We start from the raw sequence: 26,539 nt of genomic DNA on the forward strand, positions 1-26,539 counted from the left end.
TTATTGTTTTGAATGACTTAAAAGAGTTGTTGTTAAGTTTTTCTAATTAAGAAACTTCCTATTTGCTATTTCGGTTGTTTCTTAATTTATTCATCATTTTTCGCCATTTCATTTATTTGTTTGGTACTGCCATATCCACAATACAACAACCACTATGATAGCGGGGGCTCTTTTCATCGTGTTATAATGGTCGAAGGTGTTCTTTGAAGATCAAAAAGAGCAGTTACACTAAGATAAAATTTGTGGATTTGAAAAAATTATGATTTTATACGATTGAATTTATTATGTTTGAAATCAAAGCCTTAATTTATGAAAATGTTTAGATTGTTAATCAATGTTCTCTTTTTCTCTTTGATAATTTCTAGTTGTAATAAAGACAATTATGACGCATGTGAAGTACTTGATTGTGGAGTTGGATATTGTGCTGATGGAAGATGTCAATGTCCAAAGGGTTTCTATGGAGAGCGGTGTATACAGAATCATGCTCCTAAAGCAGTATTGGTTGAAAAAGTTGAGGTGATTAGGTTTCCTAATAAAAGGGTAGACTATACCGCTTGGGATAGTTTGGACAATCCCGATTTGCATTTGACCATTTACCAATCATTTAATAAAATTTGGATCAGTAGCACTAGTATTCAAAACGCTGATTCTTCAATAACGCATTCATTTAATGTCAGTCCATTAGCGAGGTTGGATGAGATGGATTTGAGGTATACAATCAGTTTGTACGATGATGACGGTAGTAAAGTGGATGAATTTATGGGTGGAGCACTTTTTTATCCTTATGATGAAGAAAAGCGATTAGTATCTACCAAGATTGTTGATAATGATGGGTTTGTTGCTTTTAAACTGTATTTGAAATATGAGTTTTAGTATACACTTATTTCTTTTCTACTAAGGACTGTTCTTTTATTCTATTCAGTAGCGCATTTATATCTTTGAAATCCTCAATTCTTAGGTAGCTTCCTTCTCCATTTTTCGCTATTTCTTTGAGTGTTTTCTCTGTCCACCTTTCATTTTTGATTCCTACGGTTGTTATGAAAATTTCCTTTTCAGCAGCATCTTTTATCAAGCGTGGAATGCTTTCATTTTTCTCTCCAATTTTAAAAGCCCCATCTGTCACTAAGTAAATTTGGTTATTTCCACCTTCAATAAAAGAGGTATAAGCTACCTCGTAGGCTTTTATTAGCCCTTTATTACCTGAAGTGAAACCTCCGGCAACTACGCTATCTAAACTAGCTTCTATAAAAGGTTTATTGTTCGCAGTGGTAGACGGTAAAACTACTTTTGCTTCATCGTTATAGGATACGATGGCTATTTTATCTATTTCTCTTAACGGAATTAGCAATTCTTTCATGGACGCTTTAAGTAATTCCAACTTTTGATTTTTTCCCATAGACATTGATGCATCTATCAAGAAGATAATATTATTGGGCTTAAACTCATTTCTAGACAACTCATTTGGTGGAGTTGAAATAGGTATTATTATTTCGGGCTCTACAGAGGCTATGTGTATTATTGAATCTTGTCTGGGTGATTTTAAAGTGATGGTTTTAGGAGGCACAAGTTCTACTGGCGTAGTTTTTTGAACCATTACTTCTTGTTGGTTTTTAGCCATCAGAATAGGCTTTTCTATTGATTTTACTGCAAAAGAATTATTATCTAAAAAGTTAACGTATGAAATCTTTATTTCAGCTTTTTCTTGAGGAAAACTGTTGGTAGTGGCAGTAGCTATTTGCCTAAAATCTGGGCATGCTTGCAATAAGTTTTTGGGAACAATGAGAACTTCACCCTTTATAGTAATTGAAGTAGGATCGGTGTTGGAGCTAAAATATAAATGGATATTTTCTGAAAATTTTCCTTTCTTTTTGGGTTTATATTTAAATCGGATGACTTGTGCTTCACCCACTTCGAAGGTTTTTGAGGTGTATTTTACTTCAAAATTATCAACCCCATCAATTCGCAATAAATACATCTTCGAATCCGTACTATTAGTGATATTAAGATCAATAATTTCCTGATTTAATTTCTCAATTTCACCCAGGTCAAAAACAGTTTTATTGATAAAGTCTTGAGCAAGAGTTAGGAAAGGGATGTAAAATAATATAAAGGTATAAATGGCTCTCATGCACTTTAATATTTCAAATAGTGTACCACAAACTTTTGCTTTAAGTTTAGTGTGAAAACTTATGACAAGTTGTGGTTAATTAGTTGATCAGCGATATTTCGATCATTTGCTAATCTTGGCAATTTGTTTTGTCCTCCTAATTTGCCAATTGATTTCATGTAATCTTGAAAGGCATTTTTTTTCATCTTTCTAATCACCAATGGACGGAGTATATTTCCTTGAATCAAATCGGCATAATAGCTGTTTCTTTTTTGAAGTTGTAGATCTAAATCCGCATTAAATTTTATCAGATCCATTGGCTCTTGATTAAACTCAATAAACCATTCATGGTAAGGCAGCTCTCCTTCTTTTGGATTGACTTGCGGCGCTAAATGAAAATCATTGATGGAGCATTGGTGAATCTGGGAAGTCGCATTGATAGCACTTTCTACCTCTTCTGCAATTACGTGTTCACCAAAGGCAGAAGTAAAGTGTTTGATTCTGCCTGATACAATTATTCGATAAGGATTAGTAGATACGAACTTTACAGTATCGCCGATGTTATAACCCCATAATCCGGCGTTTGTATTTAAAATCAAGGCGTAGTTAATACCAATTTGTACATCTTCTAAATTTATTCGGCTCGGATTTTCATCGAAAAACTCATCAGCTGGAATAAATTCATAAAAGATTCCTGCATTCAAATTGAGCAACATTCCTTCTTCTCTCTGAGAATCTTGAAAAGCAATAAAGCCTTCAGAAGCAGGATAGAGTTCGATAGAATCAACTGTTTTTCCAATCAGTTTTTTAAACACCGATTGGTAAGGGGCAAAGTTAACTCCACCATAAATGAATAGCGAAAATTTTGGAAAAATATCTTTAACTTCCTTTTTTCCTGATAACTGTATTAAACGTTCAAAGTACATTTGAACCCACGGTGGAATACCGCTAATTAATGCCATGTTTTCCTTCAAAGTTTCTTTGGATATTGCATCTACTTTTGTCTCCCAATCTTCAATACAATTTACTTTAAATGAGGGCATTCTATTTTTTTGAAGGTAGTTAGGAACATGGTGTGCTACGATTCCTGAAAGTCGCCCAGTTGGTATTTTTCCTGAAGTGTCTAATTCAGGACTGCCTTGGAGAAAAATCATCTTATGATCGACAAAGTCGGCTTTGCCTGTTTCCTCAATATAACAAAGAATGGCATTTCTAGCGGCATCAATATGATTTGAAATAGACTCTTTGGTAATGGGTATGTATTTAGTCCCTGAAGTTGTTCCTGAAGTTTTACAGAAGTATATGGGGATACCTTTCCATAATACGTTAGACTCACCAGACTTTATTGCATCAATATACTTTTTTAAACCTTCATAGTCAGTAATGGGTACTTGCCTTTTAAAGTCTTGATAGGTTTTGATGCTATCAAATCCATGATCTTTACCAAATTTGGTGTTTTTAGCCCCTTCAACCAATTGCTTAAGTTGCTTTTCTTGTGTTTTTATGGGATCAGCACTCCACTTTTTTATTTTATTAACCTCAATCTTAGCAAAGGGTTTGCTCAACAATGATTTGAATCCCATTTTATTTCAGGTTTATATATTCTTCAGGGTTCAGGGCAGTTCCATTGTACCACAACTCAAAATGAAGATGAGGACCATCAGTCAATTCACCAGAATTTCCAATAATCGCGATAGCGTCGCCAGCCTTCACTACATCACCTACTTCTTTCATCAAAACGGAGTTGTGTTTATAAGTAGAGATCAAGTTATTGTCATGCTGTAAACTAATTACATGTCCAGTCTCAGAGGTCCATCCTGCAAAAATAACCACTCCTTTTAGTGTAGCTTTAATGGCTTCATTTTCTGGTGCCACTATATCGACTCCATAATGGTCTTTTTTGGGTTCAAAATGACCGGTTACTAACCCATTAAGCGGAGTAAAAAAATAAGTACCACTTAATAAGCCAAAGCTCTTTCCTGCTTTTTCGTTAGAAATATTAAAAGCATCTTCTTTTTCTACAAAATCTCTAAATAACGAATCTTCTTTTGAAATTTTTCTAGCCTCCTGATCATACTGGGGAACTAGAGCACTGTCGTTTAATAGAGTGTCGCTTGGCAGTTTACCTTGAATTATTAGTCTTAAATTATTTAAATAATGTTGTTTTACAGTTAAATCGTTCTCTAGCGAATCAACTTTTAAAACCATGTTGGTTAAATTTTGACGTAAAGAAACATCTGTGTAACCCGGAATAAACTCCCTTAAAGGGGTAAAGGCTATTAGAATAGTAATTAATGAAATGAGTAAAAAAGATCCTGAGATAAATAATATAAATACATTCATTGGAGATAAACGAAAGGATAGTTTCTCTTCAAAAGTCGTATCATTAAGTATAACTAAGCGAAACTTATTCTTAAGCCGCTTAATTAGTCGCTTCTTTTTATCTTTCTTTTCAGCCATTTTTTATCAATTATCGCAAATATCCGAATAAATGCGTGGATTGGTAAAAGTTGGATTCCATAAAATAGAATGATTATAATTAATTTAGCCCTCTTTTTGCAAAGAGGTAATAAAATTGCTGATTTAGAGTTATAATCGTTGCCCTTATTCAACTTATATAAATTGAGAAATACGAATTCAATTTTTTCATTTAAAATTATTACGGCAGTTCTGTTTTTGACAGTTTTAGCATCGTGTTCTACTAAAAAGAATACGTTTATGAGCAGGAACTATCATAATTTAGTTTCCCATTATAACGGATATTTTAATGCCAGAGAAATCTTAAAGGCAGAAAATAAAAAGTTGATAGAAAACCATAAAGATGATTACTCTCAGGTATTACCCATTTTTATATATCCTACAGAAGAACAATCAAAAGCCTTAATTCCTCAGATGGATATAGTGATTGAGAAGTCATCTAAAGTAATTGAGCGACACTCTATTTATCACCGAAAAAAAGAGCATGTAAAGTGGATTGATGATACATACTATTTAGTAGGACAAGCACAGTTTAACAAGGGGTTATTAGTGTCCGCAGAGGAAACATTTTTATACCTGTATCAAGCCTTTAAAAAAGAGCCGATTAGATATGATGGCTTGTTGTGGTTAATCAGAACTTTAATTCAGCAAAAAGATTGGGAAAAGGTCGATACTTACACTCGACTTTTAGAAGACGACGTCAATTTTCCAAAAGAAAAGGAAGGCCTATACAATGCGATTTATGCCGACTACTTGTTAAAAAAAGATAAGGATGTAGAAAAAGCGATTCCACGATTGGAAGAGGCAGTAAAGTTGACAGATGATAAAAGAAGTAAGAGGCGTTATACGTATATATTAGCCCAGCTTTATCAAAAAAAGGGCTATTTGAAAAAGGCCAATGATCTCTATGCTGATGTATTGAAACTACGACCTGATTATGTGATGGCTTTTAATTGTAAAATTAATAGAGCTATTGCCTATGATGTAGCTTCGAATAATGCGGAGGATATCAAAAAGCAATTAAAGAAGATGTTAAAGGACTCTAAGAATGAAGAGTTCTTTGATCAGATATACTATGCTTTAGCAGAATTGGCGATTACACAAAAGGATGAACCTTTAGCTGTTCAGTACCTTAAAAAATCGGCTCAGGTTAGTACAGTAAATGTGAAACAAAAGGCTTTGTCATATTACAAGTTGGCTGGTATTTATTTTAACAGGCCAGATTACATTAATGCTCAGGCTTATTATGATAGTACTACCATTTATCTCCCTAAAGACCATGAAGCCTATTTTTTAGCTGATGAAAAGAATAAGAGCTTATTGGAGCTGGTTAAGAATCTAAAGATTGTACAATTACAAGATAGCTTACTCAAAATATCTAATTTGAGTGAAAAGGAGCAGAAGCGTTTAGTTAACGATTTAATAGCTGAGTATAAATCAAAGAAAGAAAGGGAGCGGTTGGCTGAAGAAGCTGCTCAGTTTGCTGCTCAAAATGGCGGTGGGTCTACGATTAATATTCCGGGAGGTTCTAGTAGTTGGTATTTTTATAACCCAACTTCTATGGCATTTGGAATGTCTGAGTTTAAACGACAGTGGGGCGATCGGAAATTGCAGGATGATTGGAGACGATCCAACAAACAATCTGCTTTTCCAGAGCCTGGGGATGACGGTGGAAATAGTGGTAGTGATGTTGCCTCGGCAGGTGTTGCAGCTAAAGATGCCGATCCAAATTTAGATCAAGATACCTATCTAAAAAATATTCCAAAAGATTATAATGAAAAGTTAATTGCCCATGGTAAAGTTGTTGAAGCGTTATACAATATTGGGCTAATATTTAAAGAATCATTTGAGGATTTTCCGAGTGGAATAAATGCTTTTGAAAGAATTGTAGAGCAATATGACACCAGCCAATTGGCTTTACCAGCGCATTATCAACTGTATCGAATTTATTTGAAGCAGGAAGAGAAGGTTTTGGCGGAGAAGCACAAAGATTGGGTTCTGGAGAACCACCCATTTAGTGAATATGCCTATATTATCAAAAACCCCAACTATAACAAACAGACTAAGGCAACAAAAGAAAAGGTAGAGTCTTTTTATACTGCTACGTATCGACTGTATGAATATGGTTTATATAGAGATGTAATAAGTAGTTGTGAGAAAGCAGATTCTGTTTTTAATAGTGATCACCTAAAGGCGAAGTTTGATTACTTAAGGGCTAAAGCCATAGGAAAAGTCCGATCTATTGATGAATTCAAAACAGCATTAAAATCTGTAATTGCTGATCATCCAGATGACCCAGTTAAAGAGCAGGCTCAAAGTATTCTGGATTATATTAATAAAAACAGTTCTACTCCTGTTGCTACCTCGATTAAAAACAGTTACGTAGTAAATCCTGAAGATGGACATATAGTATTAGTAGAAGTTAATTCTTCAAACAACAAGAACGATAACTTAAAGAATCAAATTGCAATTTTTAACCAACAATTTTTCAGGAATGATAAATTTGATGTATCTAAAATACTAATTGGTGGGAATCAAAACATGTTGATGATTAGAAGCTTTGATAACAAAGCTCAAGCCATGAACTATTATAGTTTACTAACACGCACATCAGATTTAGCAGAAATTGTAAACGGAATTACTTATGTGATTACGAACGAAAATTTAAGGACTCTTTTTAAAGAAAAGAACTTATCTGAATATATAACATTCTTTAACGCGAACTACAAAAAGTAAAAGGGACTTAAATACATATCAATTATCATATATTTGCAACAATACGATTAGCAATGTTTAAAAAATCAATAGGAAATATGGCTAGAAATAATGAAACCGATACCTCGGCGATTAATATAATTCGTCAAGGAACGGATATCGTGGGAGACATCACTTGTAAAGGAGATATAAGGATAGATGGTAAATTGAAAGGTACTTTAAATTGCGATGGAAAGGTTGTGGTTGGAGAAGGCGGTTTGATAGAAGGAACGATTACTTGTAAAAATGCAGACATCTCTGGTTCTGTAAAAGTTAGTATTTCGGTAAAAGAATTATTGACCCTTAAGAGTACTTCTAATTTGGTTGGAGATATTAACACCAACAAACTGCAAATAGAGCCTGGTGCAAACTTTTCTGGAAATTGTAAAATGGGAGCAGTTGTAAAGGGCATAGAAAGTTCAAATGATAGAAAAGGGCAAGAAAAAACAGCCTAACGATTTTATAAAATATTCAGGAATGGCCACTCAAATGGCCATTACAATATTGGCAGGAGTGTTTGGTGGACAGAAATTAGATGCTCACCTCGAAATGGAGGCACCAGTTTTTACCATAATAGGTTCTCTCTTAGGCGTTGGAGCCGCACTTTACTTTTTAATAAAAGACTTTATTCGAAAATGAATAAATTTATTCTCAAAATAGCAGTGCTTAGTGCGCTGCTTTTTTCAATTCAATACATTACTTTTCAGCAATTAAGTGTTGAACTTTCAACTATCTATGGTGTTTTTTATACCTTTTTAATTGTGATTACACTTCTATCGCATTACTTAATAATGAAGCAAATTAATAAGCGACCACAACTTTTTGTTACCTATTTTATGGGGTTGATGACCATTAAGTTGTTTATCGCTTTAGGAATTATGTTGGTTGCCATTTGGTTCAATCGGGAAGATAAATTCCCATTGGCTATCACTTTTATGCTGCTCTATTTTGGTTATACTTTCCTTAGCATTTCATCTATTCTTCCTTATCTGAAAAATGGGAAGAACACAGATAATGCATAAAATGACTATTATTATTTTTTAAAATCTTTTTTTATTCACTACTTTTGCAGTCGAAAAATCAAGACCTGTAAACGTTTATAAAAAATGGAGTTTAAGTCTAATAAAATCAAGCTTTTAATTCAGAAAAGCATCCTAGTTTTAGTTGGTTTCCTAACTTTAAATTCTGTTAAGGCGAGTTCTTCAGAGGGCGAAGAAGGAGGTTTTAAGGCAGGAGAGATGATCATGCATCACATTGCAGATGCACACGAAATCCACATTATTGGAGATTTTGCTATTTATTTGCCTGTTATTTTAAAAACAGACGATGGCTTCAAAATGTTCTCTTCTTCTCATTTTTATCATAATGAGAAGCACGCTGAAGATACAGTAAACAATACGTCCGTTCATTATTACGAATATGATGGATTTATAATGTCTCACGAGCACATTTATTATGCGGCGGATAATGGAGGGGTTATTTTTGATGAAAATGGTAAAATTGCTAACAGAGCAGTGACTTTAGATTTGTCATTGACAAAAAATGTAGTAGGTATTTTCTTTACTATATTTTTAATGTGTTTGATCTTTTTTACAGTTGCTAAGGGATATAAGAAAAGAGGGATTGGTGCACCAAAAGGGATACAATCTTTTATGGAACCATTGATTTTGTTTATTAGAGATGAGGTTGCACGTCCTTCAATTGGAAAGCACGCTGATCGTTTTATGCCATTTTTACTAACCGTATTCTTTTTTATATGGATTAGTAACTTATTAGGTTTAGTTCCATTTTTAGGTGGATTGAATATAACCGGGACTTTGAGTATTACTATGGTTTTGGCAGCATTCGTTTTTATTATTGTCTCTTTTAGAGGTAATAAGCATTATTGGATGCACATTCTATGGCCTCCTGGAGTTCCAGCCTTTGTAAAATTAATTCTAGTTCCTATTGAAATCGCAGGTATATTCATTAAGCCATTGGTATTAATGGTGCGTTTGACAGCGAACATCACAGCGGGTCATATTATTATTTTGTCGTTTGTCTCATTGATTTTTATATTTGGTCAGCAAAGTGCTGGAGCAGGATATGGAATTGGAGTGGGTGCGACCTTGTTCATGATTTTTATGAACTTTATTGAATTGCTTGTGGCATTTTTGCAAGCATATGTGTTTACTCTATTGGCAGCCATTTATTTTGGTGCTGCAGTAGAAGAGCCACATCATTAAAATGTATTTTTTTTATTAATTATATAAATCCTACAAAATGGAATTATTAGCAATCTTATTAGAAGCGATGTCTGCTGCAGGTTTAGCAGCTTTAGGCGCGGGTGTATCTGCAATTGCTGCAGGAATGGGTATCGGTAAAATCGGTGCTGCTGCACTAGAGTCTATGGCACGTCAGCCTGAGTCAACTGGTGATATCAGAGCGGGAATGATCGTAGCGGCTGCACTTGTTGAAGGTGTTGCGTTATTTGCAGTTATCGTTTGCCTATTAGTAGTATTAGGTTAAGAAGAATTGAAGTGAGTACTTAGCGGTTGGCTAAGGCTCACTTTTATTTAGTAAAAAAAGAAAGAACACTTATAAACACAAGATATGTTATCAGTAAGTTTTGGAACTGTAATTTGGACAACTATCGCTTTTTTAGTGGTAGTATTTGTGCTTGGTAAATTTGCTTGGCCTTCAATTTTAAAGTCTATTAAAGAAAGAGAAGACTCTATCGAACATGCATTGAAAGATGCTGAGAAAGCGAAAGAGCAAATGAGACAATTGAAAGAAGGGAATGAAAAGTTGATGGCGGAAACACGTCAAGAGAGAGACAACCTTTTGAAAGATGCTCGCGAAGTAAAAGAAAATATTATTGCGGAAGCGAAAGAAAAAGCGATAGTAGAAGCTGAGAAAGTTATGGCTGCCTCTAGAGAAGCGATTCGTAATGAAAAAGCAGCTGCGATTGCCGAAATAAAAACTCAAGTAGCGGAATTATCTGTTCTAGTTGCAGAGAAAATTTTAAAGGCAGAGTTGTCTTCAAAAGATCAGCAAAATGCATTTGTTGAAGAAGCAATGAAGAATGCAAAATTAAACTAATCTGAATAGAAGATGAAAGAGCCAAGAGTAGCTGCACGTTATGCTAAGTCGATTATGCTTTTAGCCAAGGAAAAAGCTTTGCTTGAGAAAGTGTATGCAGATATGGTAATGTTGCATCAACTAATCGGTGAGAGTAAAGATCTTTCACTTATGTTAAAGAGCCCAATTTTAACGGATGAGAAAAAATTAGAGGCTGTTAACGCTATTTTCAACGGGCATGTGGACGAGTTGACGATGAACTTTATGGGATTGGTTATTCGTCAGAATAGAGCAACTGTTTTAGGTGAAATTGCTGAAGCATTTGTAAATGTTTACAAGGCTGAAAAAGGAATTGCTACAGTTCATGTGACGACTGCAGAAGTCCTTTCTTCAGAAATGAAAAGTAAAATAGCTGCTGACTTAAAATCGGCAAATCAGTTAAAAGAAGTAGAAGTTGTTGAGCACTTAGACCCTTCCATTATAGGTGGAGCAATCATTAGAATGGGCGATATACAGTTGGATGAAAGTGTGAAGGCAAAAATTAATAGAATAGAAAGAGAATTTCTAAACGCATAATTAGAATATTATAAATACATTATAACATGGCTGAAGTTAAACCAGCAGAAGTTTCTGCAATCTTAAAGCAACAATTAGCAGGATTTAAATCCGAAGCTGATCTTCAAGAAGTAGGTACTGTTCTTCAAGTAGGAGATGGTATTGCTAGAATTTACGGTATGTCTCAAGTTCAATCTGGAGAGCTAATTGAATTCGAAAATGGATTAATGGGTATAGTATTGAACTTGGAAGAGGACAATATTGGTGCTGTACTTTTAGGTTCATCTACATTAGTAAAGGAAGGCGATACTGTAAAGCGTACTGGTAGAATTGCTTCTATCAAAACAGGTGAAGGTATGCTAGGTAGAGTTGTAGATACATTAGGTGCTCCAATTGATGGTCGTGGACCAATAGAAGGAGAAACTTTTGAAATGCCTATTGAGCGTAAAGCTCCTGGTGTAATTTATCGTCAGCCGGTAAGCGAACCTCTTCAAACAGGTATTAAAGCTATTGATTCAATGATTCCAGTAGGTAGAGGTCAACGAGAGTTGATCATTGGTGACCGTCAAACTGGAAAAACTTCTGTTGCGATCGATACTATTATCAACCAAAAAGAATTTTACGATAGAGGTGAGCCAGTTTACTGTGTTTATGTAGCTATCGGCCAAAAAGGTTCTACTGTAGCAGGTATAGTGAAGACTCTGCAAGATGCAGGTGCCATGGCGTACACAACAATTGTTGCTGCAAATGCTTCTGATCCAGCTCCAATGCAATTTTACGCTCCTTTTACAGGGATGGCTATTGCTGAATACTTCAGAGATACTGGACGTCCAGCTTTAATTGTATTTGATGATTTGTCTAAGCAAGCGGTAGCTTATCGTGAGGTATCTCTTCTATTGAGACGTCCTCCAGGTCGTGAGGCTTATCCTGGTGATGTATTTTACTTGCACTCTAGGCTGTTAGAGCGTTCTGCAAAATTGAACTCTTCTGATGAGATTGCATCTCAAATGAACGATTTGCCTCCTTCATTAGTAGGAAAGGTAAAAGGTGGTGGTTCTATTACTGCATTACCGATTATTGAAACTCAAGCGGGTGACGTTTCTGCATATATTCCAACCAACGTAATTTCTATTACGGATGGTCAGATTTTCTTAGAGTCTAACTTATTCCTTTCGGGTGTTCGTCCTGCAATTAACGTAGGTATTTCGGTATCACGTGTAGGAGGTGCTGCTCAAATTAAATCAATGAAGAAAGTAGCAGGTACATTGAAATTAGATCAAGCTGCTTACCGTGAATTAGAGGCTTTCTCTAAGTTTGGTTCTGATTTGGATGCAACTACAAAATCTGTAATTGACAAGGGAGCTAGAAACGTGGAGATCTTGAAGCAAGGGTTAAACTCTCCAATGACTGTAGAGAAGCAAGTTGCGATTATACACCTTGGAACGAAAGGTCTTTTAAAAGAAGTTCCTTTGGATCAAGTAAGAGCTTTTGAAACTGAATTCTTAGATTTCTTAGATGCGAAGCATAAAGATACTTTAAACGCATTAAAAGCAGGAAAGTATACTGAAGCTGAAATTTCTGTTTTGGAGTCTGTAGCTAAAGAATTAAGTTCAAAGTACAAGAAGTAAGTGCATATTTTTCCACTACTTCTAGCAAACAGAAATAGTGAAATTGAATTCTAATAAGGATTATGGCCAATTTAAAAGAAATACGAAGTAGGATCACCTCAGTATCATCGACACGTCAGATTACTTCTGCGATGAAGATGGTTTCGGCTGCAAAGTTGAAAAGAGCTCAGGATGCGATTACACAAATGAAGCCTTATGCGGAGAAACTAAAGGAGCTATTACAAGATTTATCATCTAGTAATGACGATGATAACAATAGCCCATATGGAGTTCAACGTGATGTAAACAATGTGTTGGTGGTGGCAATAACCTCTAACAGAGGTTTGGCTGGAGCATTTAATGCAAACATCATAAAGGCTACTAACAATCTAATCAACAATGAGCTTTCTGGAAAGAATATCACTGTATTAGCTATTGGGAAAAAAGCTGATGACTTTTACAAAAGAACAGAATACAACATCAAAGGAACAACTCTACCTAACAAGTTGAATGAGCTTTATGATGATCTTTCTTTTGAAAATGTTAGTAAGGTTTCTGAAGCAATTATGAGATCATTCACATACAAGCAGTTTGATCGTGTTTTAGTGGTTTATAACGAATTTGTTAATGCTGCAGTTCAAAACGTAAAGGTAGAACAGTTCTTGCCAATTGTTCCTGCTGAAACGGAAGATACTGTGTCAACTAAGAATACAGATTATATCTTTGAGCCAAATAAGGAAATGATTGTAACTGAATTGATTCCAAAATCTTTAAAAATTCAGTTCTACAAAGCCATGTTAGACAGTTTTGCATCTGAGCATGGTGCACGTATGACAGCAATGCATAAAGCAACTGACAATGCAGGTACATTGATTCACGATCTTAAATTGGTTTATAACAAAGCTCGTCAAGCTGCAATTACTAATGAAATTTTAGAGATTGTTGGTGGTGCAGCAGCATTAGATGATTGATAGAAGAACTAGATAAATTTGAAAAGGCTCTAAAGTATAACTTTAGAGCCTTTTTTCGTTTGGCATATAGGTGTCTTAGTTTATAGCAAGATTAGTGATAAGGCTGACAGATCGTTTACACGGTTATGAGTAAACATAATTGTCCTTAAACACATCTTTTTTAAGACTATTAATGCTTTATATCTACCCAAATAAGTTTCAATGTAGGGTTGAGTTTATGATTCAATTTGATGAAGATAAAAGCAGGATTAATCAAACTTCAAGCAATAATTCTTACTAAAAGACTATCGATTAAGAATATATACTTTCCTCCTATAAAATCATAAATTTGATGTGATGAGAAAAAAATCTTTTATACTAAAGTGGGTCATATTATTTGAGTTGCTACTATGCGTACTGCTCGTTGTTCCGACTGATTGGTTGAATCAACAATATGGTGATTCTCAGATAGAGGCTGCAAAGGACAATTTTATAAAATTAGAGGACGAGGCTAAAGTAAATCTCGAATCGGTATTAAACACCAAAAAGTTAGATGACAGATATAATTCTGAATTAATAAGTTATTATTTATTTGAGGAGGACTCATTGGTTTTATGGACGAATAACAATGCAAGTGTAAGTGATCTATTGCATACTGCTGATGTTGACAAAAAGGTTCACTTGCTAGGAGATGGGTATTATTATATACTCAAGGCATCCAATAGAAATCATAATGCTTTTGCTGCCATATTGCTTCAACAGAAGTATTTTCATAATAATACATATTTACAGAATGTATTTACGTTAAACGAAAAGCTCACGAGTAAGTATTCTTTAAATTGGGATGATTCGGGTGATATCGAGTTTGTAAACTCTAATAAAACAGTCGTTTTTTCACTTCAGCCTTATTCCACTAAACTACTTTACCCAACTATAACCAACTGGCAAGTTGCGATCTATTTTCTCTCTGTTGTATTGTTTTTATACCTTATCGTTCAATGGATACAAAATAGGTCTATAGTTTCGAATGTGCTTGCATTTATTGTTTTAAGCTTGATAAGATTCCTAGGCTTTTATTTTCAATTTCCTGAATTTTTATATTATTCAGAACTATTTAGTCCCAAAGTTTTTGCCTTAAATGAGTGGCTACCTAATCTGGGGGATACTATTCTTCATCTTCTTTTTGCTTTTGCCATATTGTGGCTTATTGTAAAAAGAATGGTCCAGAATAAAATTCATACGCTAGGACTAATTCTCATGTTGAGTAGTATATTTTTACTCGGAGCATTGATTACTCAACTATTTCGAGGACTCGTAATTAGTTCTACAATTAGTTTTGATTTAAGCAATTTATATTCTCTAAACCCTTATAGTTATTTGGGATTATTGGTAATGTGTTTCTTGCTTTGTTCTATTTTCTTATTGGTTTTCAAAACCTTTAGTCAGAATAAGGTAGCGAAGAGTCGAACCGTTTGGTTCATATTCTTATTCGGCATATTCAATTATGCTTTACAGTATTATTGGGGAGAAAGGAATATTACTTTCATTAATTGGCCTTTAGTTTTAATTCTTTTTGTTGCTACTATTCAAAGGTATTACAATGGAAGGTATAACCTAACGAGGTCTTTGTTTCTGATAGTGTTGTTGAGCCTAATTTCATCGTACATTATACTTCATCAAACCGCGCTTAAAGAACGAAGAAACATGACTGTTATGGCTCAAAAGTTGTCCGAAGAAAAGGATGCTATTGCAGAGTATTTGTTTTCGAAGAGTGTGGAAAAAATGAAAATGGATACGTTGTTATTGTCTATGCTTGAGCAATATTGGGATCAGCCAATTGAAGTAAATGACTACATTAGTTCCAATTATTTTAAGGGATTTTGGCAGGGTTATCAGTTACAATTTACATTTTGTGCACCCGAAGATCGATTACTGGTACAACCCGACAATTTAGAGGTAAACTGTTTACATTTTTTTGATGAACGTATTGAAAAAGAGGGAACCCCAACAGGCAGTTATCCACTTTATTTAATGCAATCAGAAACAGGCCGAATCTCCTACCTGAGTCGCATTTCATTTCAAATAGACTCCTCTATTGTTTATTTATTTGCCGAATTCAATAATAAACGACTGATTGAGAATGAAGGTTATCCTGAATTGTTATTGGATCAAAAGGAGATTAGTAGGTCAATAAATTTAGGGGAGCTTTCTTTTGCAAAGTATGAGCAACAAGAATTGGTAGCAAGTGCAGGACCTTACTCTTTTTCTTCTATTATTGACTCTATAGATGTGAAAGTTGGTTCAGTATTAAAGGTTAAAGATCGTGAACACAATCATTTGTATTATAGATTAAATCCTACTACTTTATTAGAAATTGTAGGTCAAAGAAATGACTGGTTGAGTGCGTTCACTACTTTTTCTTATGTTTTTACATTCATGGCATTATTGATTGTTATAATTGCATTAACACTAAAGGAATTTCCATTTCGAGTAGAATGGAGAATTAGGGATTTTACCACCAAGATCCAGTTATTTATCATTGGAATACTATTGCTTTCAATAGGAATGTTCAGTATTGCCTCTACTTATTACATCAAGAAACAGTATCGGTCAAAAAACGATAAGAACATTACAGAGAAGTTGCGTTCCGTTCTAATTGAAGTCAATCAAAAACTTGGGGATGAAGAGGTGTTGAGCGATAATCTCTCGGAGTATATGACACAGGTTCTTGTGAAGTTTTCAAATGTGTTCTATACGGATATAAATCTTTATAGCTCAGAAGGAGATTTGATTGCAACCTCGCGACCTGAGATTTTTGATATCGGTTTGAAAGCACCATTGATGGATGCTCAAGCTTATCGAATGATGGCCAAAGAAAAGAAACGAATTTTTATTAATAATGAACACATTGGACAATTAAGCTACCTTTCTGCATATGTTCCCTTTTTCAATAATGATGGGCAATTTTTAGCCTATTTAAATTTACCTTACTTTGCTAAGCAAAATGAGCTGGAAGAAGAGATTTCTAGCTTTTTGGTAAGCAGTATCAACATATACGTTGTGATTTTTTGTTTTTCGATCATCTTATCGGTGATTTTTGCCAATTATATTTCTAAACCTCTTCAACTCTTACGAGAAAACATTTCTAAAGTAAATATTGGTTCCTCCAATGAGATAATTGAATGGGAAGGTAGCGACGAAATTAGTAGTTTGGTTAAAGAGTATAATCGAATGGTGGTTAAATTGGCAGATAGTGCGGACCTTTTAGCCCGAACAGAAAGAGCAGGAGCTTGGAAAGAAATGGCGAAGCAAGTTGCCCACGAAATAAAAAATCCGCTAACTCCAATGAAACTGAGCATTCAGCATTTGAAAAGGGCTGCAGATGATGAAGCTGCTGATTTAGATGATCGAATTAATCGAACATCTCAGGTGCTAATTCAGCAAATAGATGCGCTTGCTCATATAGCAGATGAGTTTTCTAATTTTGCCAAAATGCCTGAGCCACAGAAAGTAGAGATGGATTTTATTCCGGTTCTGAGAAATGCTGTCAGTTTGTTTGATGAAAGTGAAAAAGGCAATATCAAACTCAACCTAAATTGTGAGCATGCTTTAGTGAAAGCAGACCAAGACCAATTGATAAGAGTGTTCAACAACATTATAAAAAATGGACTACAGGCAATACCTGAAGGAAGAGAAGCTGCAATAGTAATTGAAGTCAATCGAATAGAAAACGATTTTGTGATTGCTTTTAAAGATAATGGGGTCGGAATAGCTAAGGAAGACTATAGCAGAATTTTTGTTCCTAATTTTACGAGTAAATCTAGTGGAATGGGCCTAGGATTGGCCATTGTAAAAAATAGCATAGAAAACTCCGGCGGGACTGTTCGATTTGAAAGCACAGTGAATCAAGGAACTACTTTTATACTTACATTGCCCTCCTTAGCTCAAGAATAAATAATACTTTTGAAGTAAAATTGATAGACAATGCCTGAAAATATTTTAATTGAAAAAGATGGTACAGTTGAGATCATTACCATCAATCGTCCGGATAAATTAAATGCATTAAACAAGCAAACCATTCAAGAAATTGGAGATGCCATTCGAGAAGCAGATGCAAGTCAAGAGGTGACCGCAATAATTATAACAGGTTCTGGAACTAAAGCTTTTGTAGCAGGTGCAGATATTTCGGAATTTGCCAATTTTAATAGTAAGGAAGCATTTGCTTTAAGCCAACAAGGTCAACATTCTATGTTTGATGTTGTTGAGAATTGTGGAAAACCTGTTATCGCTGCAGTTAATGGCTTTGCGCTAGGTGGCGGATTAGAGTTGGCCATGAGTTGTCACATCAGATTAGCATCAGATAACGCTAAAATGGGATTGCCCGAGGTTACCCTAGGAGTAATTCCTGGATATGGAGGTACTCAGCGATTAGCTCAATTAGCTGGAAAGGGTAAGGCCATGGAATTGATTACTACAGCTGAAATGATTGATGCCAATGAAGCACATCGGATTGGATTAGTGAATCATGTCACCACACAAAACGAACTATTAGATCGAGCAAAGAAAATAGCACATAAGATATCTAGGAACTCTAGTGTTGCGATAAGCAAGGCGATAAAAGCTATCAATGATGGTTATAAAGATGGAGTGAATGGATTTGAGTCAGAAATGAACGAATTTGGTGCGTGCTTTGAAACGGCAGACTTTAAAGAGGGAACTACAGCCTTTTTAGAAAAAAGAAAGCCCAACTTTCCTGGCAAATAATTGAGAATATTAACCTCTCTTAGTGCTGTTTTAAAATGAATCCGTTAAAAAAATTAGTCGGTCAAACAGCCATATATGGACTTCCGAGTATCGTTGGTAGATTACTCAATTACCTACTTGTGCCCATTCATACAGCGATTTTTTTAAAAGAGCAGTTTGGGGTGATTACCGAAATGTATGCCTATGTTTCATTCCTAGTAGTTTTATTGACTTATGGAATGGAAACTGCTTTTTTCAGATTCAACTCTAAAGAAGAAAACAATAAAGACGAGGTTTTTAGTACTACCATAATTGCCCTTTTGGTTACTACATCTATATTTATACTTCTAGCGTCCATCTTTGCTCAGCCGATTGCCAACTTTATCAGTTATCCTAATAATCAAGAGTATGTAGTTTGGTTCGCATTTATTGTTGGTTTGGATGCGATATCGTCTATCCCTTTGGCCAAGCTTAGAGTTGAGAATAAGGCCAAAACGTTTGCGGCAGTTAATTTAGGTTCCATTGCAATTAATATAGGATTAAACTTATTTTGGATTGGCTACTGTATTCCTGCTTATCAAGATGGAGTATCTAATTTCTTCACAGAATATTTGTTTACACCTACCATAGGTGTTGGCTATGTTTTTATCGCTAACCTGTTTGCAACGGCATTTAAGTTTGTGCTTCTATCGCCTTATTTATACAAGATCAAGTACTCGATAAATATCCCATTGCTTAAGAAAATGTTGAGCTATGGTTGGCCATTATTGGTAGCTAGTTTAGCGATTATAGTTAACGAAAATGCCGATAAAATTATGCTAAAATGGATGCTAAAAGATACATTAGGCGTAGATGGTGCAACTGGTATGGTAGGTATTTACGGAGCGTGTTATAAAATATCCATCATAATTAGTATTTTCATTCAGGCATTTAGATATGCGGCAGAACCTTTCTTTTTTAATCAAGCAAAAGAGCAAGATGCAACCAAGTCTTATGCGATGGTAATGAAGTATTTTGTAATTGTTTGCTCATTTATTTTTTTGGGAGTAATGCTATATATGGATGTAATCAAATATTTTGTCCGAAAGGAAGAGTATTGGGTAGGTTTAAATGTGGTTCCATATTTATTGTTGGCAAATATATGTCTAGGTATATTTTATAACTTATCTATCTGGTATAAATTAAGCGGTAAAACTAGGTATGGAGCCGGAATTGCAATAGTTGGGGCGATCATTACAATTACCATGAACTATATTCTAATTCCATTCATTGGATATTTGGGATCTGCCATCACCACTTTGGTTTGTTATTTTTCTATGGTATTGATATCTTATTGGTTAGGGCAAAAGTATTATCCTGTTAATTATCCACTGAAGCGAATTTTTATGTATTTGGTTCTAGCCATTGGTTTTTATGGGATTACAATACTATTGGATATGGAAACATCATTGTTTAAATATATGATTCATTCCTTTTTCATGTTGCTCTTTGTGGCTGTTGTCTACATTTTAGAAAAACCTAAAAAAGTTCTAATTTCGTAGGCAAATCTTTCGATATTAATTCGAAGGAAAAAATCACTCAATTCCTCAGGTGGATGAAAATAAAAATTGTTAATCAGTCCAAACACCCACTCCCAGAATATGGTACGATAGCTGCTGCTGGTGTAGATTTAAGAGCTAATATAGATTCTCCAATTACGCTAAAACCTCTAGAAAGAACTTTAGTTCCCACTGGTTTATTTATGGAAATTCCTGTTGGTTATGAAGCACAAGTTCGACCTCGAAGTGGGTTAGCCCTGAAAAAAGGAATTACTGTCTTAAACTCTCCAGGAACAATTGACGCTGATTATCGAGGTGAACTACGAGTAATTTTAATTAATTTATCCAATGAAGCATTTGTTATTGAGGATGGAGAAAGAATAGCTCAAATGGTTATTGCTGCTCACGAACAAGCAGATTGGGTAGAAGTAGATTCATTGGAGGAAACCGCAAGAGGTGCTGGTGGTTTTGGTAGTACTGGCGTTAAGTAAAGACATTTAAGAAGTTAAAAAGTATATTTTATGAAAATTATTGTTCCTATGGCGGGCATTGGGAAAAGAATGCGTCCGCATACACTAACTATTCCTAAACCATTGTTGCCTATTGCAGGAAAACCAATAGTTCAAAGGTTGGTAGAAGATATTGCAAAAGTATGTGCAGAACCAATTGAAGAAATTGGATTTATTATTGGCGATTTTGGTACAGAAGTAGAGAAACATTTGATTGGTGTAGCAGAAGGATTAGGAGCTAAAGGTAGAATATTTCATCAAGAGCAGGCATTAGGTACAGCTCACGCCATTCTATGTGCTCAAGATTTATTAGAAGGTAAAGTGGTAGTAGCTTTTGCGGACACTCTTTTTAGAGCTGATTTTACTTTAGACGATTCTAAAGATGGTATCATTTGGGTGCAAAGTGTTGAAGACCCAAAAGCTTTTGGTGTGATTAAAGTAGATCAGAATAATGTTATTACTGATTTTGTTGAGAAGCCTCAAGAGTTTGTTTCGGACATGGCTATTATTGGAATCTATTACTTTAAAGATGGTGCTAATTTAAAAAACGAATTACAGTATCTGATTGATAACGATATTAAAGACAAAGGGGAATATCAATTGACCAATGCCTTGGAAAACATGAAGCAAAAAGGAGTTAAGTTTTCTCCTGGTAAAGTGGATGAGTGGTTAGATTGTGGAAATAAGAATGCAACAGTCTATACTAATCAAAGAGTATTGGAGTTTCTAAAAGGCCAAAAGATTGTTGCAGATTCCGCTAAAGTTGACCAATCTATTATTATAGAACCTTGCTACATTGGAGAGAACGTAACGATAAAAAATTCGGTTGTAGGTCCACATGTTTCTGTGGGAGACAATTCTTCTATTGAGAATGCAGTTATTAAGAATACAATTATCCAGACCAATACAACATTGAAAGGGGTGAGTTATACCAACTCAATGATTGGGAATCATGTTTCTATTTCAAAAGAATTAACCGATTGTAGCATAGGTGACTATAATGAATTGTAAATTAACCATCCATTTTTTATTTACTACCCTTCTATTAGGAGTTCTCTTATTTGGCTGTAAGGCCGGACAAGATGCTGTTGACTCTGAATCAAAAAGTAATGGAGGGTTATCTGAAAAGGATAAAATACGTTTTGAGCAGACTTTTGTGGACGCCAATAAGGAGAAGATTTTAGGAAATAGAAATGCAGCTCTGGACCTTCTTGATAAATCTATCGCTATAGACCCTTCTCAAGCAGCACCTTATTATGAAAAAGCTCAATTGCTGATAGAATCAGGTCAAACAACAAAAGCCTACGAAGCTATTAAAAAGGCAGTTGAAATTGATGACGAAAATTTTTGGTATTCTTTTCTAAAGGCAAAAATTGCCATAGAATTACAAGAAATTGAAACAGCCCAAAAAATCTATCAGAAGCTTTCAAAAATGAAGCCCAATGATTTGGAGTTACGATATGAATTAGCAGGAATGTATTTGTATAACGGTAAGTATAAAGAAGGGATTGCTGAGCTGAATAGTATTGAGGAAGAAATGGGAGTTACGGAGGAGATTTCACTTCAAAAGCAAAAGATATATCTCAAGATGGGTGATGTATCTAAAGCTGCTGCGGAGGTTAGAAAGTTAATCTTAGAAAACCCTGGTAACATGACATATTTCAACATTCTTGCCGATACCTATATGGTGAATGGAATGGAAAAAGAGGCGCTTGAAGTCTATAAAGAGATGGAATCCATTAATCCAGAGGATCCTAAATTGAGTTTTGCTTTAGCCAATTTTTATCGACAAAAAGGAGAAGATGAGAAGGCTAAAGCCTATGTTATTAAAGCCTTTGAGAGTGAAAAAATGGATATTGACAGTAAGATTAAAGTCTTACTTGATTATTTTGTTGCAGCAGAGTCGAATGAAAATACCAAAAATGAGGCATTGGAGTTGTGTGAAATTCTAGTAAAAGTTCACCCAAATGAGGCAAAGTCACATGCCATGTATGCAGATTATTTGTATAGGGATAAGCAATTAGATAAGGCTTCCATACAATATAAAAGGACATTAGAGTTGGATAGTAGTCGGTATGCTATTTGGAATCAATTAATTATTGTAGAGTCAGAAAGGGGTGACAATAAATCATTGCAGCAAGTAAGTGAAAGAGCGTTGAACTTATTTCCAAACCAAGCTGTTGCTTATTTTTTTGCAGGTATCTCATCTTCCCAACTTAAAGAATATGACAAGGCAATAAATTACTTGCTAACTGGAAAGGATTATGCGGTTGAAAATAAGGCATTAAAGGCTCAAATCTATGCAAGTCTAGGCGACGTGTATTTCGAAAAGAAAGAAAAAGAAAAAGCCTACGATAGTTACGAGAAGTCATTGAAGATAGAACCTTCTAACGTATATGTTTTGAACAATTATAGCTATTATTTATCATTGGATAAAAAGCAACTGGAGAAAGCGGCGGAAATGGCAGCATTGGCCAATAAGATAGCTCCGAATCAATCCTCATTTGAAGATACTTACGGCTGGGTTTTGTTTCAACAGGGCAAATATGAGGAAGCCAAGGAATGGATTGAAAAGGCCTATGCCAATGGAGGTTCTAGTAGTGGTGTAATAGTGGAACATTTAGGTGATGTTGCTGCGCAATTAGGTAACAAGGAAGAGGCGATAGAGTATTGGGAAAAGGCTAAAAAGATAGGTGATACTTCAGATCAGATTGATAGAAAAATTAAGGAAGGGGTTTATTATGAGTAAAAGAGTTGGGTATTTGATTATCTCTATTCTGATATTGTTAGTAGCTTGTAAAACGGAGAAGATTTCTCGAAAGCCATTAGAAGGAAAGAATAAAGACTTTCTATTGGAAAAGTTAGAGAAAAATGAGGTGGATTTTAAAACTTTCTCTGGAAGATCTGCAATTACCGTTCAGAATGAAGAGAAGAAAAACTCTTTTAAGAGTACGATTCGAATCCAGAAAGACAGTGCGATATGGGTTTCTATCACCCCTTTATTTGGAATAGAATTAGCTCGAATTTTACTAACAAAAGACTCCTTAAAAGTAATCAATAGAATTAATGCTGAATACTTTATTGGGGATTATGAATATTTCTATAAGAAGTATGACATTGCTCTAGAATTTGAAACAGTACAAGCATTGTTAATCGGAAATAAAGTAGATTTCGAACGAGATGAAAAACTTAAGTTTAGCATTGACAAGGAAAAGTATTATCTTGGAAATATAAAGCGTCGAAAAGTGGTGAAGGCTGAAAAAAAACCAAAGAAAATAGACGATAATGAATTGGTTAGTTTATGGTTGAACCCTACAACATTTAAAATTGAAGAAATGCTAATCAGTGATTTAACAGCTTCTAGATTTGTGCGAGCACTTTTTATGCAACATCAAGAGATTGATGGAAAACTATTTCCTACTCAATTGACTTATTACTTAAATGAATCTGTTAATGATAGGGTAGACATTGAATACTCAAAAATAACTTTGGACCAACCGATTTCTTTTTCATTTAATATCCCATCGAAGTATGAACAGGTATTTTATTAATTCTTGTTTTTTTATATGTGTTTTGATTGCGCCTATTATTTTGATGGCGCAGGGGAAATCAGAATTGCAGCAAAAAAAGAAGGAACTGCAAAAAGAAATTATATATACCAATAAATTACTAGATGAAACTGCTGAAAACAAAAAGGCATCTATTAGTCAATTGTTGCAGTTAAGTAAAAAAATAAGCGCTAGAGAAGAGTTGATCCAAACGATGAATCAAGAAATTGTGTTGATTGACAAATCAATAGATAGCAATCAAGTAGTGTTGGATTCATTGACCAATACAATGAAGTTATTGAAAGATGAATATGCTAAAATTCTTCAAAGTGCATATAAAAATAGGAGTGCCTACGATCAATTGATGTTTGTCTTTTCATCCGAAGATTTTAATCAGGCCTTTAAACGTTTAAAATACTTACAGCAATTCACGAGGTACAGAAAGAATCAGGTTTTAAAAATTGAGTTTACTCAAGGAGAAATCAATGAAAAAATAACTCAATTGGAAGCCATTAGATTAAGCAAGAAGAATTTACTAGCATCCATCCAAAACGAATATCAAAAGCTAGGAAGTGAGAAGAATCAAAAACAAAATGTAGTTAATCAACTTCAAGGGAAAGAAAAAGAGTTAAAAGCGCAACTAGCTGAAAAGAAGAAAGCTAGTCAAAAGCTAGAAAAGGCTATTGAGCGAATTATTGAAGAAGAGATTAGAAAGGCTAAAGAGGCTGCTAAAAAGGCTGGAAAAGATTCTAAAGGATATCCACTAACCCCTGAAGCAAAAGAGCTTTCGAATTCTTTTACAGCTAATCAAGGGAAATTACCTTGGCCAGTAGTAGAAGGGTTAATTACTGAAAAATTTGGTGAACACCCTCACCCAGCGCTGCCTGGGGTAAAAGTTCAGAATAATGGAATAGACATCTCTACAACTAAGGGATCTGTAATACGTAGTATTTTTGAAGGAGAAGTTACCGCTGTTATTATCATTCCTGGTGGAGGTAAAGGTGTTATGATTAGACACGGAGAATACCTTTCCGTTTACACCTACTTCCAAGAACTATTTGTAAAAAAAGGAGACAAAGTAAGTACAAAACAAGATCTTGGAATAGTAGTTACAGATGATGATAACAAAACAAATCTACACTTGGAGATTTGGAAAAATACTACCAAATTAAACCCTGAACTTTGGATATATAGAAAGTAAAATTTCTTTAAACCTTTATTTTTAATCGACGTAGAAGACATTAATTTCTATTAATGTTAATAATTATTAATTTCGTTCAATTATTTCATCGAAGTTAAAAGGTTTTACTCCAAACAATAACCAAATATAATCCCATGATATTTGCAAAAAGAATCACTTTTTGTTGTGTAATTTTTATTTGCACAGCCTTAATATTTTTGCCTTCAATTCTAAGGGCACAATCTCCAGAAAACATAAATTATCAAGCTGTTGCTAGAGATGCAGCAGGGCAGTTAATTACAAATCAACAGGTAGATGTTCGAGTTGGTATACTTTCATCAAGTGCATCAGGGGTACTTCAATACGAAGAAGAGTTCACGGTTACTACTACTCCTTTTGGAGGGTTCAATATTCAAATTGGTAGTGGTGCGCAGACAGGAAATGGTGCTTTGATTTCCTTTTCGGACATTCAATGGGGTGAAAGTGCATATTTTTTAAAGGTGGAGTTAAGGTCTTCTGGAGGAGTATATGAAGACATGGGAACTACACAATTATTATCAGTACCATATGCACTTTACGCAAAATCTTCTGGGAGCGGAGATTTGGACAGTTTGAATGAAAGAATAACGTCTGCTGGGGTTGTTGGGGATAGTATTGTTATCGTAGAAAGAGATTCTACTTTTTATATTGATTTAACTTCCTTTAAAGGAGCAGCAAGCTTAGATAATGATTCAACTAATGAGTTGGTTGATAGCCTGACTTTAGAAAATGGGACTTTATCAATCTACCAACAAGGTACGGTAAGCGCTTTCATTATTTTGGATACTCTAGGTGATTACAAAAGAAGTATTCTCCAAGATCAAATTTTAGGTAATAGAGCTAACCTTTTGAATATAGAGAGTAGGTTGATAGTAGACTCTACTCTTACCGCTCAAAATAAAGATTCTATTGATGCCGTAGTGAATGTTTTGAACAATCACCTGAATCTCGATTTTGATACAGACACTACAAATGAGCGTATTTCAAGCGCTAGCTTAGTTGGAGACAGTATAATAATTGTAGAAAATGATTCTACATTTTATATTGATGTCAGTGCTCTTAAAGGAGGTGGAAGTTTAGATAATGATCCCACCAATGAATTAGTAGATAGTTTGTCTATTGATAATGATACACTAAAACTATTTGTTAAAGGAATATATTCTAGGGGTGTAGACTTGGATAGCATTGGTAATTATGAAAGGAGTCAGTTGCAAAGTCAAATCAATCAAAATAGAGATAGTTTAAGAATTGCTTTAGATAGTATTGGTGGGCACTACCTATCAGATAAAGATTTGGACTCATTAAATGAGCGAATTACCTCCGCCGCTTTAATCGGGGATAGTATTGTAATTATTGAGAACGATTCTATTTTTTACATCGATATGTCTCGATATAATGGAATAATCAACAACGACAACGACTCCATGAACGAGTTAATCGACAGCTTGGCAATCAACAATGACATCTTAGA

At 34.7% G+C, this 26,539-nt stretch carries 22 protein-coding genes and 1 pseudogene; 20 read left to right on the forward strand and 3 right to left on the reverse strand.

The window, feature by feature from the left end; all coding sequences use genetic code 11:
- The first annotated feature begins 315 nt into the window (after positions 1-315).
- Positions 316-873: a hypothetical protein gene (locus GQN54_RS02925; protein ID WP_160631782.1), complete on the forward strand. Its 558-nt coding sequence runs from the start codon at positions 316-318 to the stop codon at positions 871-873.
- Between the two features lie 7 nt (positions 874-880).
- Here GQN54_RS02925 and GQN54_RS02930 read toward each other — a convergent pair whose 3' ends face one another.
- Genes GQN54_RS02930 through GQN54_RS02940 form a run of 3 tightly spaced genes read right to left on the reverse strand, consistent with a single transcriptional unit; the run spans position 881 to position 4,567 of the window.
- A complete protein-coding gene (locus GQN54_RS02930) occupies positions 881-2,128 on the reverse strand; it encodes a vWA domain-containing protein (RefSeq protein ID WP_160631784.1) in 1,248 nt (415 codons plus the stop codon).
- Positions 2,129-2,187: 59 nt separating this feature from the next.
- Complete coding sequence (locus GQN54_RS02935) at positions 2,188-3,690, reverse strand: GH3 auxin-responsive promoter family protein (protein ID WP_160631786.1); 1,503 nt, start codon at positions 3,688-3,690, stop codon at positions 2,188-2,190.
- Between the two features lies 1 nt (position 3,691).
- Entirely contained in the window at positions 3,692-4,567 is an 876-nt protein-coding gene (locus GQN54_RS02940; protein ID WP_160631787.1) for a M23 family metallopeptidase, read from the reverse strand.
- A 216-nt stretch (positions 4,568-4,783) separates the two neighbouring features.
- Here GQN54_RS02940 and porW point away from each other — a divergent pair, with 216 nt between their 5' ends.
- From porW to GQN54_RS03035, 19 genes and pseudogenes are all read left to right on the forward strand, one after another.
- Positions 4,784-7,321 carry a type IX secretion system periplasmic lipoprotein PorW/SprE gene (gene porW / locus GQN54_RS02945; RefSeq protein ID WP_449369397.1) on the forward strand — a complete coding sequence of 846 codons (2,538 nt, stop codon included), beginning with the start codon at positions 4,784-4,786 and terminating at the stop codon, positions 7,319-7,321.
- A gap of 53 nt (positions 7,322-7,374) precedes the next feature.
- Positions 7,375-7,794, forward strand: a complete 420-nt coding sequence (locus GQN54_RS02950; RefSeq protein ID WP_207554793.1) for a bactofilin family protein — start codon at positions 7,375-7,377, stop codon at positions 7,792-7,794.
- A complete protein-coding gene (locus GQN54_RS02955) occupies positions 7,763-7,978 on the forward strand; it encodes an AtpZ/AtpI family protein (protein WP_160631791.1) in 216 nt (71 codons plus the stop codon). The genes GQN54_RS02950 and GQN54_RS02955 overlap by 32 nt, the downstream gene beginning before the upstream one ends.
- Positions 7,975-8,361 carry a hypothetical protein gene (locus GQN54_RS02960; protein WP_160631793.1) on the forward strand — a complete coding sequence of 129 codons (387 nt, stop codon included), beginning with the start codon at positions 7,975-7,977 and terminating at the stop codon, positions 8,359-8,361. Before GQN54_RS02955 ends, GQN54_RS02960 begins: the two co-directional genes overlap by 4 nt.
- A gap of 84 nt (positions 8,362-8,445) precedes the next feature.
- A complete protein-coding gene (gene atpB / locus GQN54_RS02965) occupies positions 8,446-9,564 on the forward strand; it encodes a F0F1 ATP synthase subunit A (protein ID WP_207554795.1) in 1,119 nt (372 codons plus the stop codon).
- Positions 9,565-9,601: 37 nt separating this feature from the next.
- The gene (gene atpE / locus GQN54_RS02970) at positions 9,602-9,847 is read left to right on the forward strand and encodes an ATP synthase F0 subunit C (protein ID WP_160631795.1); all 246 of its coding nucleotides are present in this window, start codon (positions 9,602-9,604) and stop codon (positions 9,845-9,847) included.
- A gap of 84 nt (positions 9,848-9,931) precedes the next feature.
- Complete coding sequence (atpF, locus tag GQN54_RS02975; protein WP_160631797.1) at positions 9,932-10,420, forward strand: F0F1 ATP synthase subunit B; 489 nt, start codon at positions 9,932-9,934, stop codon at positions 10,418-10,420.
- A 12-nt stretch (positions 10,421-10,432) separates the two neighbouring features.
- Entirely contained in the window at positions 10,433-10,975 is a 543-nt protein-coding gene (gene atpH, locus GQN54_RS02980; protein ID WP_160631799.1) for an ATP synthase F1 subunit delta, read from the forward strand.
- Between the two features lie 26 nt (positions 10,976-11,001).
- Positions 11,002-12,582 (forward strand): F0F1 ATP synthase subunit alpha, encoded by a 1,581-nt coding sequence (gene atpA / locus GQN54_RS02985; RefSeq protein WP_160631800.1) that lies wholly within the window; start codon positions 11,002-11,004, stop codon positions 12,580-12,582.
- Between the two features lie 62 nt (positions 12,583-12,644).
- Positions 12,645-13,532 (forward strand): ATP synthase F1 subunit gamma, encoded by an 888-nt coding sequence (gene atpG, locus GQN54_RS02990; RefSeq protein ID WP_160631802.1) that lies wholly within the window; start codon positions 12,645-12,647, stop codon positions 13,530-13,532.
- Positions 13,533-13,868: 336 nt separating this feature from the next.
- Positions 13,869-17,465 carry an ATP-binding protein gene (locus tag GQN54_RS02995; protein ID WP_160631804.1) on the forward strand — a complete coding sequence of 1,199 codons (3,597 nt, stop codon included), beginning with the start codon at positions 13,869-13,871 and terminating at the stop codon, positions 17,463-17,465.
- Between the two features lie 30 nt (positions 17,466-17,495).
- Entirely contained in the window at positions 17,496-18,275 is a 780-nt protein-coding gene (locus tag GQN54_RS03000) for an enoyl-CoA hydratase/isomerase family protein (RefSeq protein WP_160631806.1), read from the forward strand.
- Positions 18,276-18,310: 35 nt separating this feature from the next.
- Entirely contained in the window at positions 18,311-19,795 is a 1,485-nt protein-coding gene (locus GQN54_RS03005; RefSeq protein WP_160631808.1) for an oligosaccharide flippase family protein, read from the forward strand.
- A 53-nt stretch (positions 19,796-19,848) separates the two neighbouring features.
- A complete protein-coding gene (dut, locus tag GQN54_RS03010) occupies positions 19,849-20,283 on the forward strand; it encodes a dUTP diphosphatase (RefSeq protein WP_160631810.1) in 435 nt (144 codons plus the stop codon).
- 30 nt (positions 20,284-20,313) lie between these two features.
- Positions 20,314-21,312, forward strand: coding sequence for a sugar phosphate nucleotidyltransferase (locus tag GQN54_RS03015; protein ID WP_160631812.1), 999 nt, complete (start codon positions 20,314-20,316; stop codon positions 21,310-21,312).
- Positions 21,302-23,050: a tetratricopeptide repeat protein gene (locus GQN54_RS03020; protein WP_160631814.1), complete on the forward strand. Its 1,749-nt coding sequence runs from the start codon at positions 21,302-21,304 to the stop codon at positions 23,048-23,050. Before GQN54_RS03015 ends, GQN54_RS03020 begins: the two co-directional genes overlap by 11 nt.
- On the forward strand, positions 23,043-23,852 hold the full coding sequence (locus GQN54_RS03025; RefSeq protein WP_160631816.1) for a DUF4292 domain-containing protein: 810 nt from the start codon (positions 23,043-23,045) through the stop codon (positions 23,850-23,852). Before GQN54_RS03020 ends, GQN54_RS03025 begins: the two co-directional genes overlap by 8 nt.
- Before the next feature lie 43 nt (positions 23,853-23,895).
- Positions 23,896-25,050 carry a murein hydrolase activator EnvC family protein gene (locus GQN54_RS03030; RefSeq protein ID WP_207554796.1) on the forward strand — a complete coding sequence of 385 codons (1,155 nt, stop codon included), beginning with the start codon at positions 23,896-23,898 and terminating at the stop codon, positions 25,048-25,050.
- A 134-nt stretch (positions 25,051-25,184) separates the two neighbouring features.
- Positions 25,185-26,539: pseudogene (locus tag GQN54_RS03035) on the forward strand (hypothetical protein); the annotation flags it as partial.

The organism is Acidiluteibacter ferrifornacis (genome assembly GCF_009909615.1).
In the GTDB taxonomy this organism is placed as follows: domain Bacteria; phylum Bacteroidota; class Bacteroidia; order Flavobacteriales_E; family Vicingaceae; genus Acidiluteibacter; species Acidiluteibacter ferrifornacis.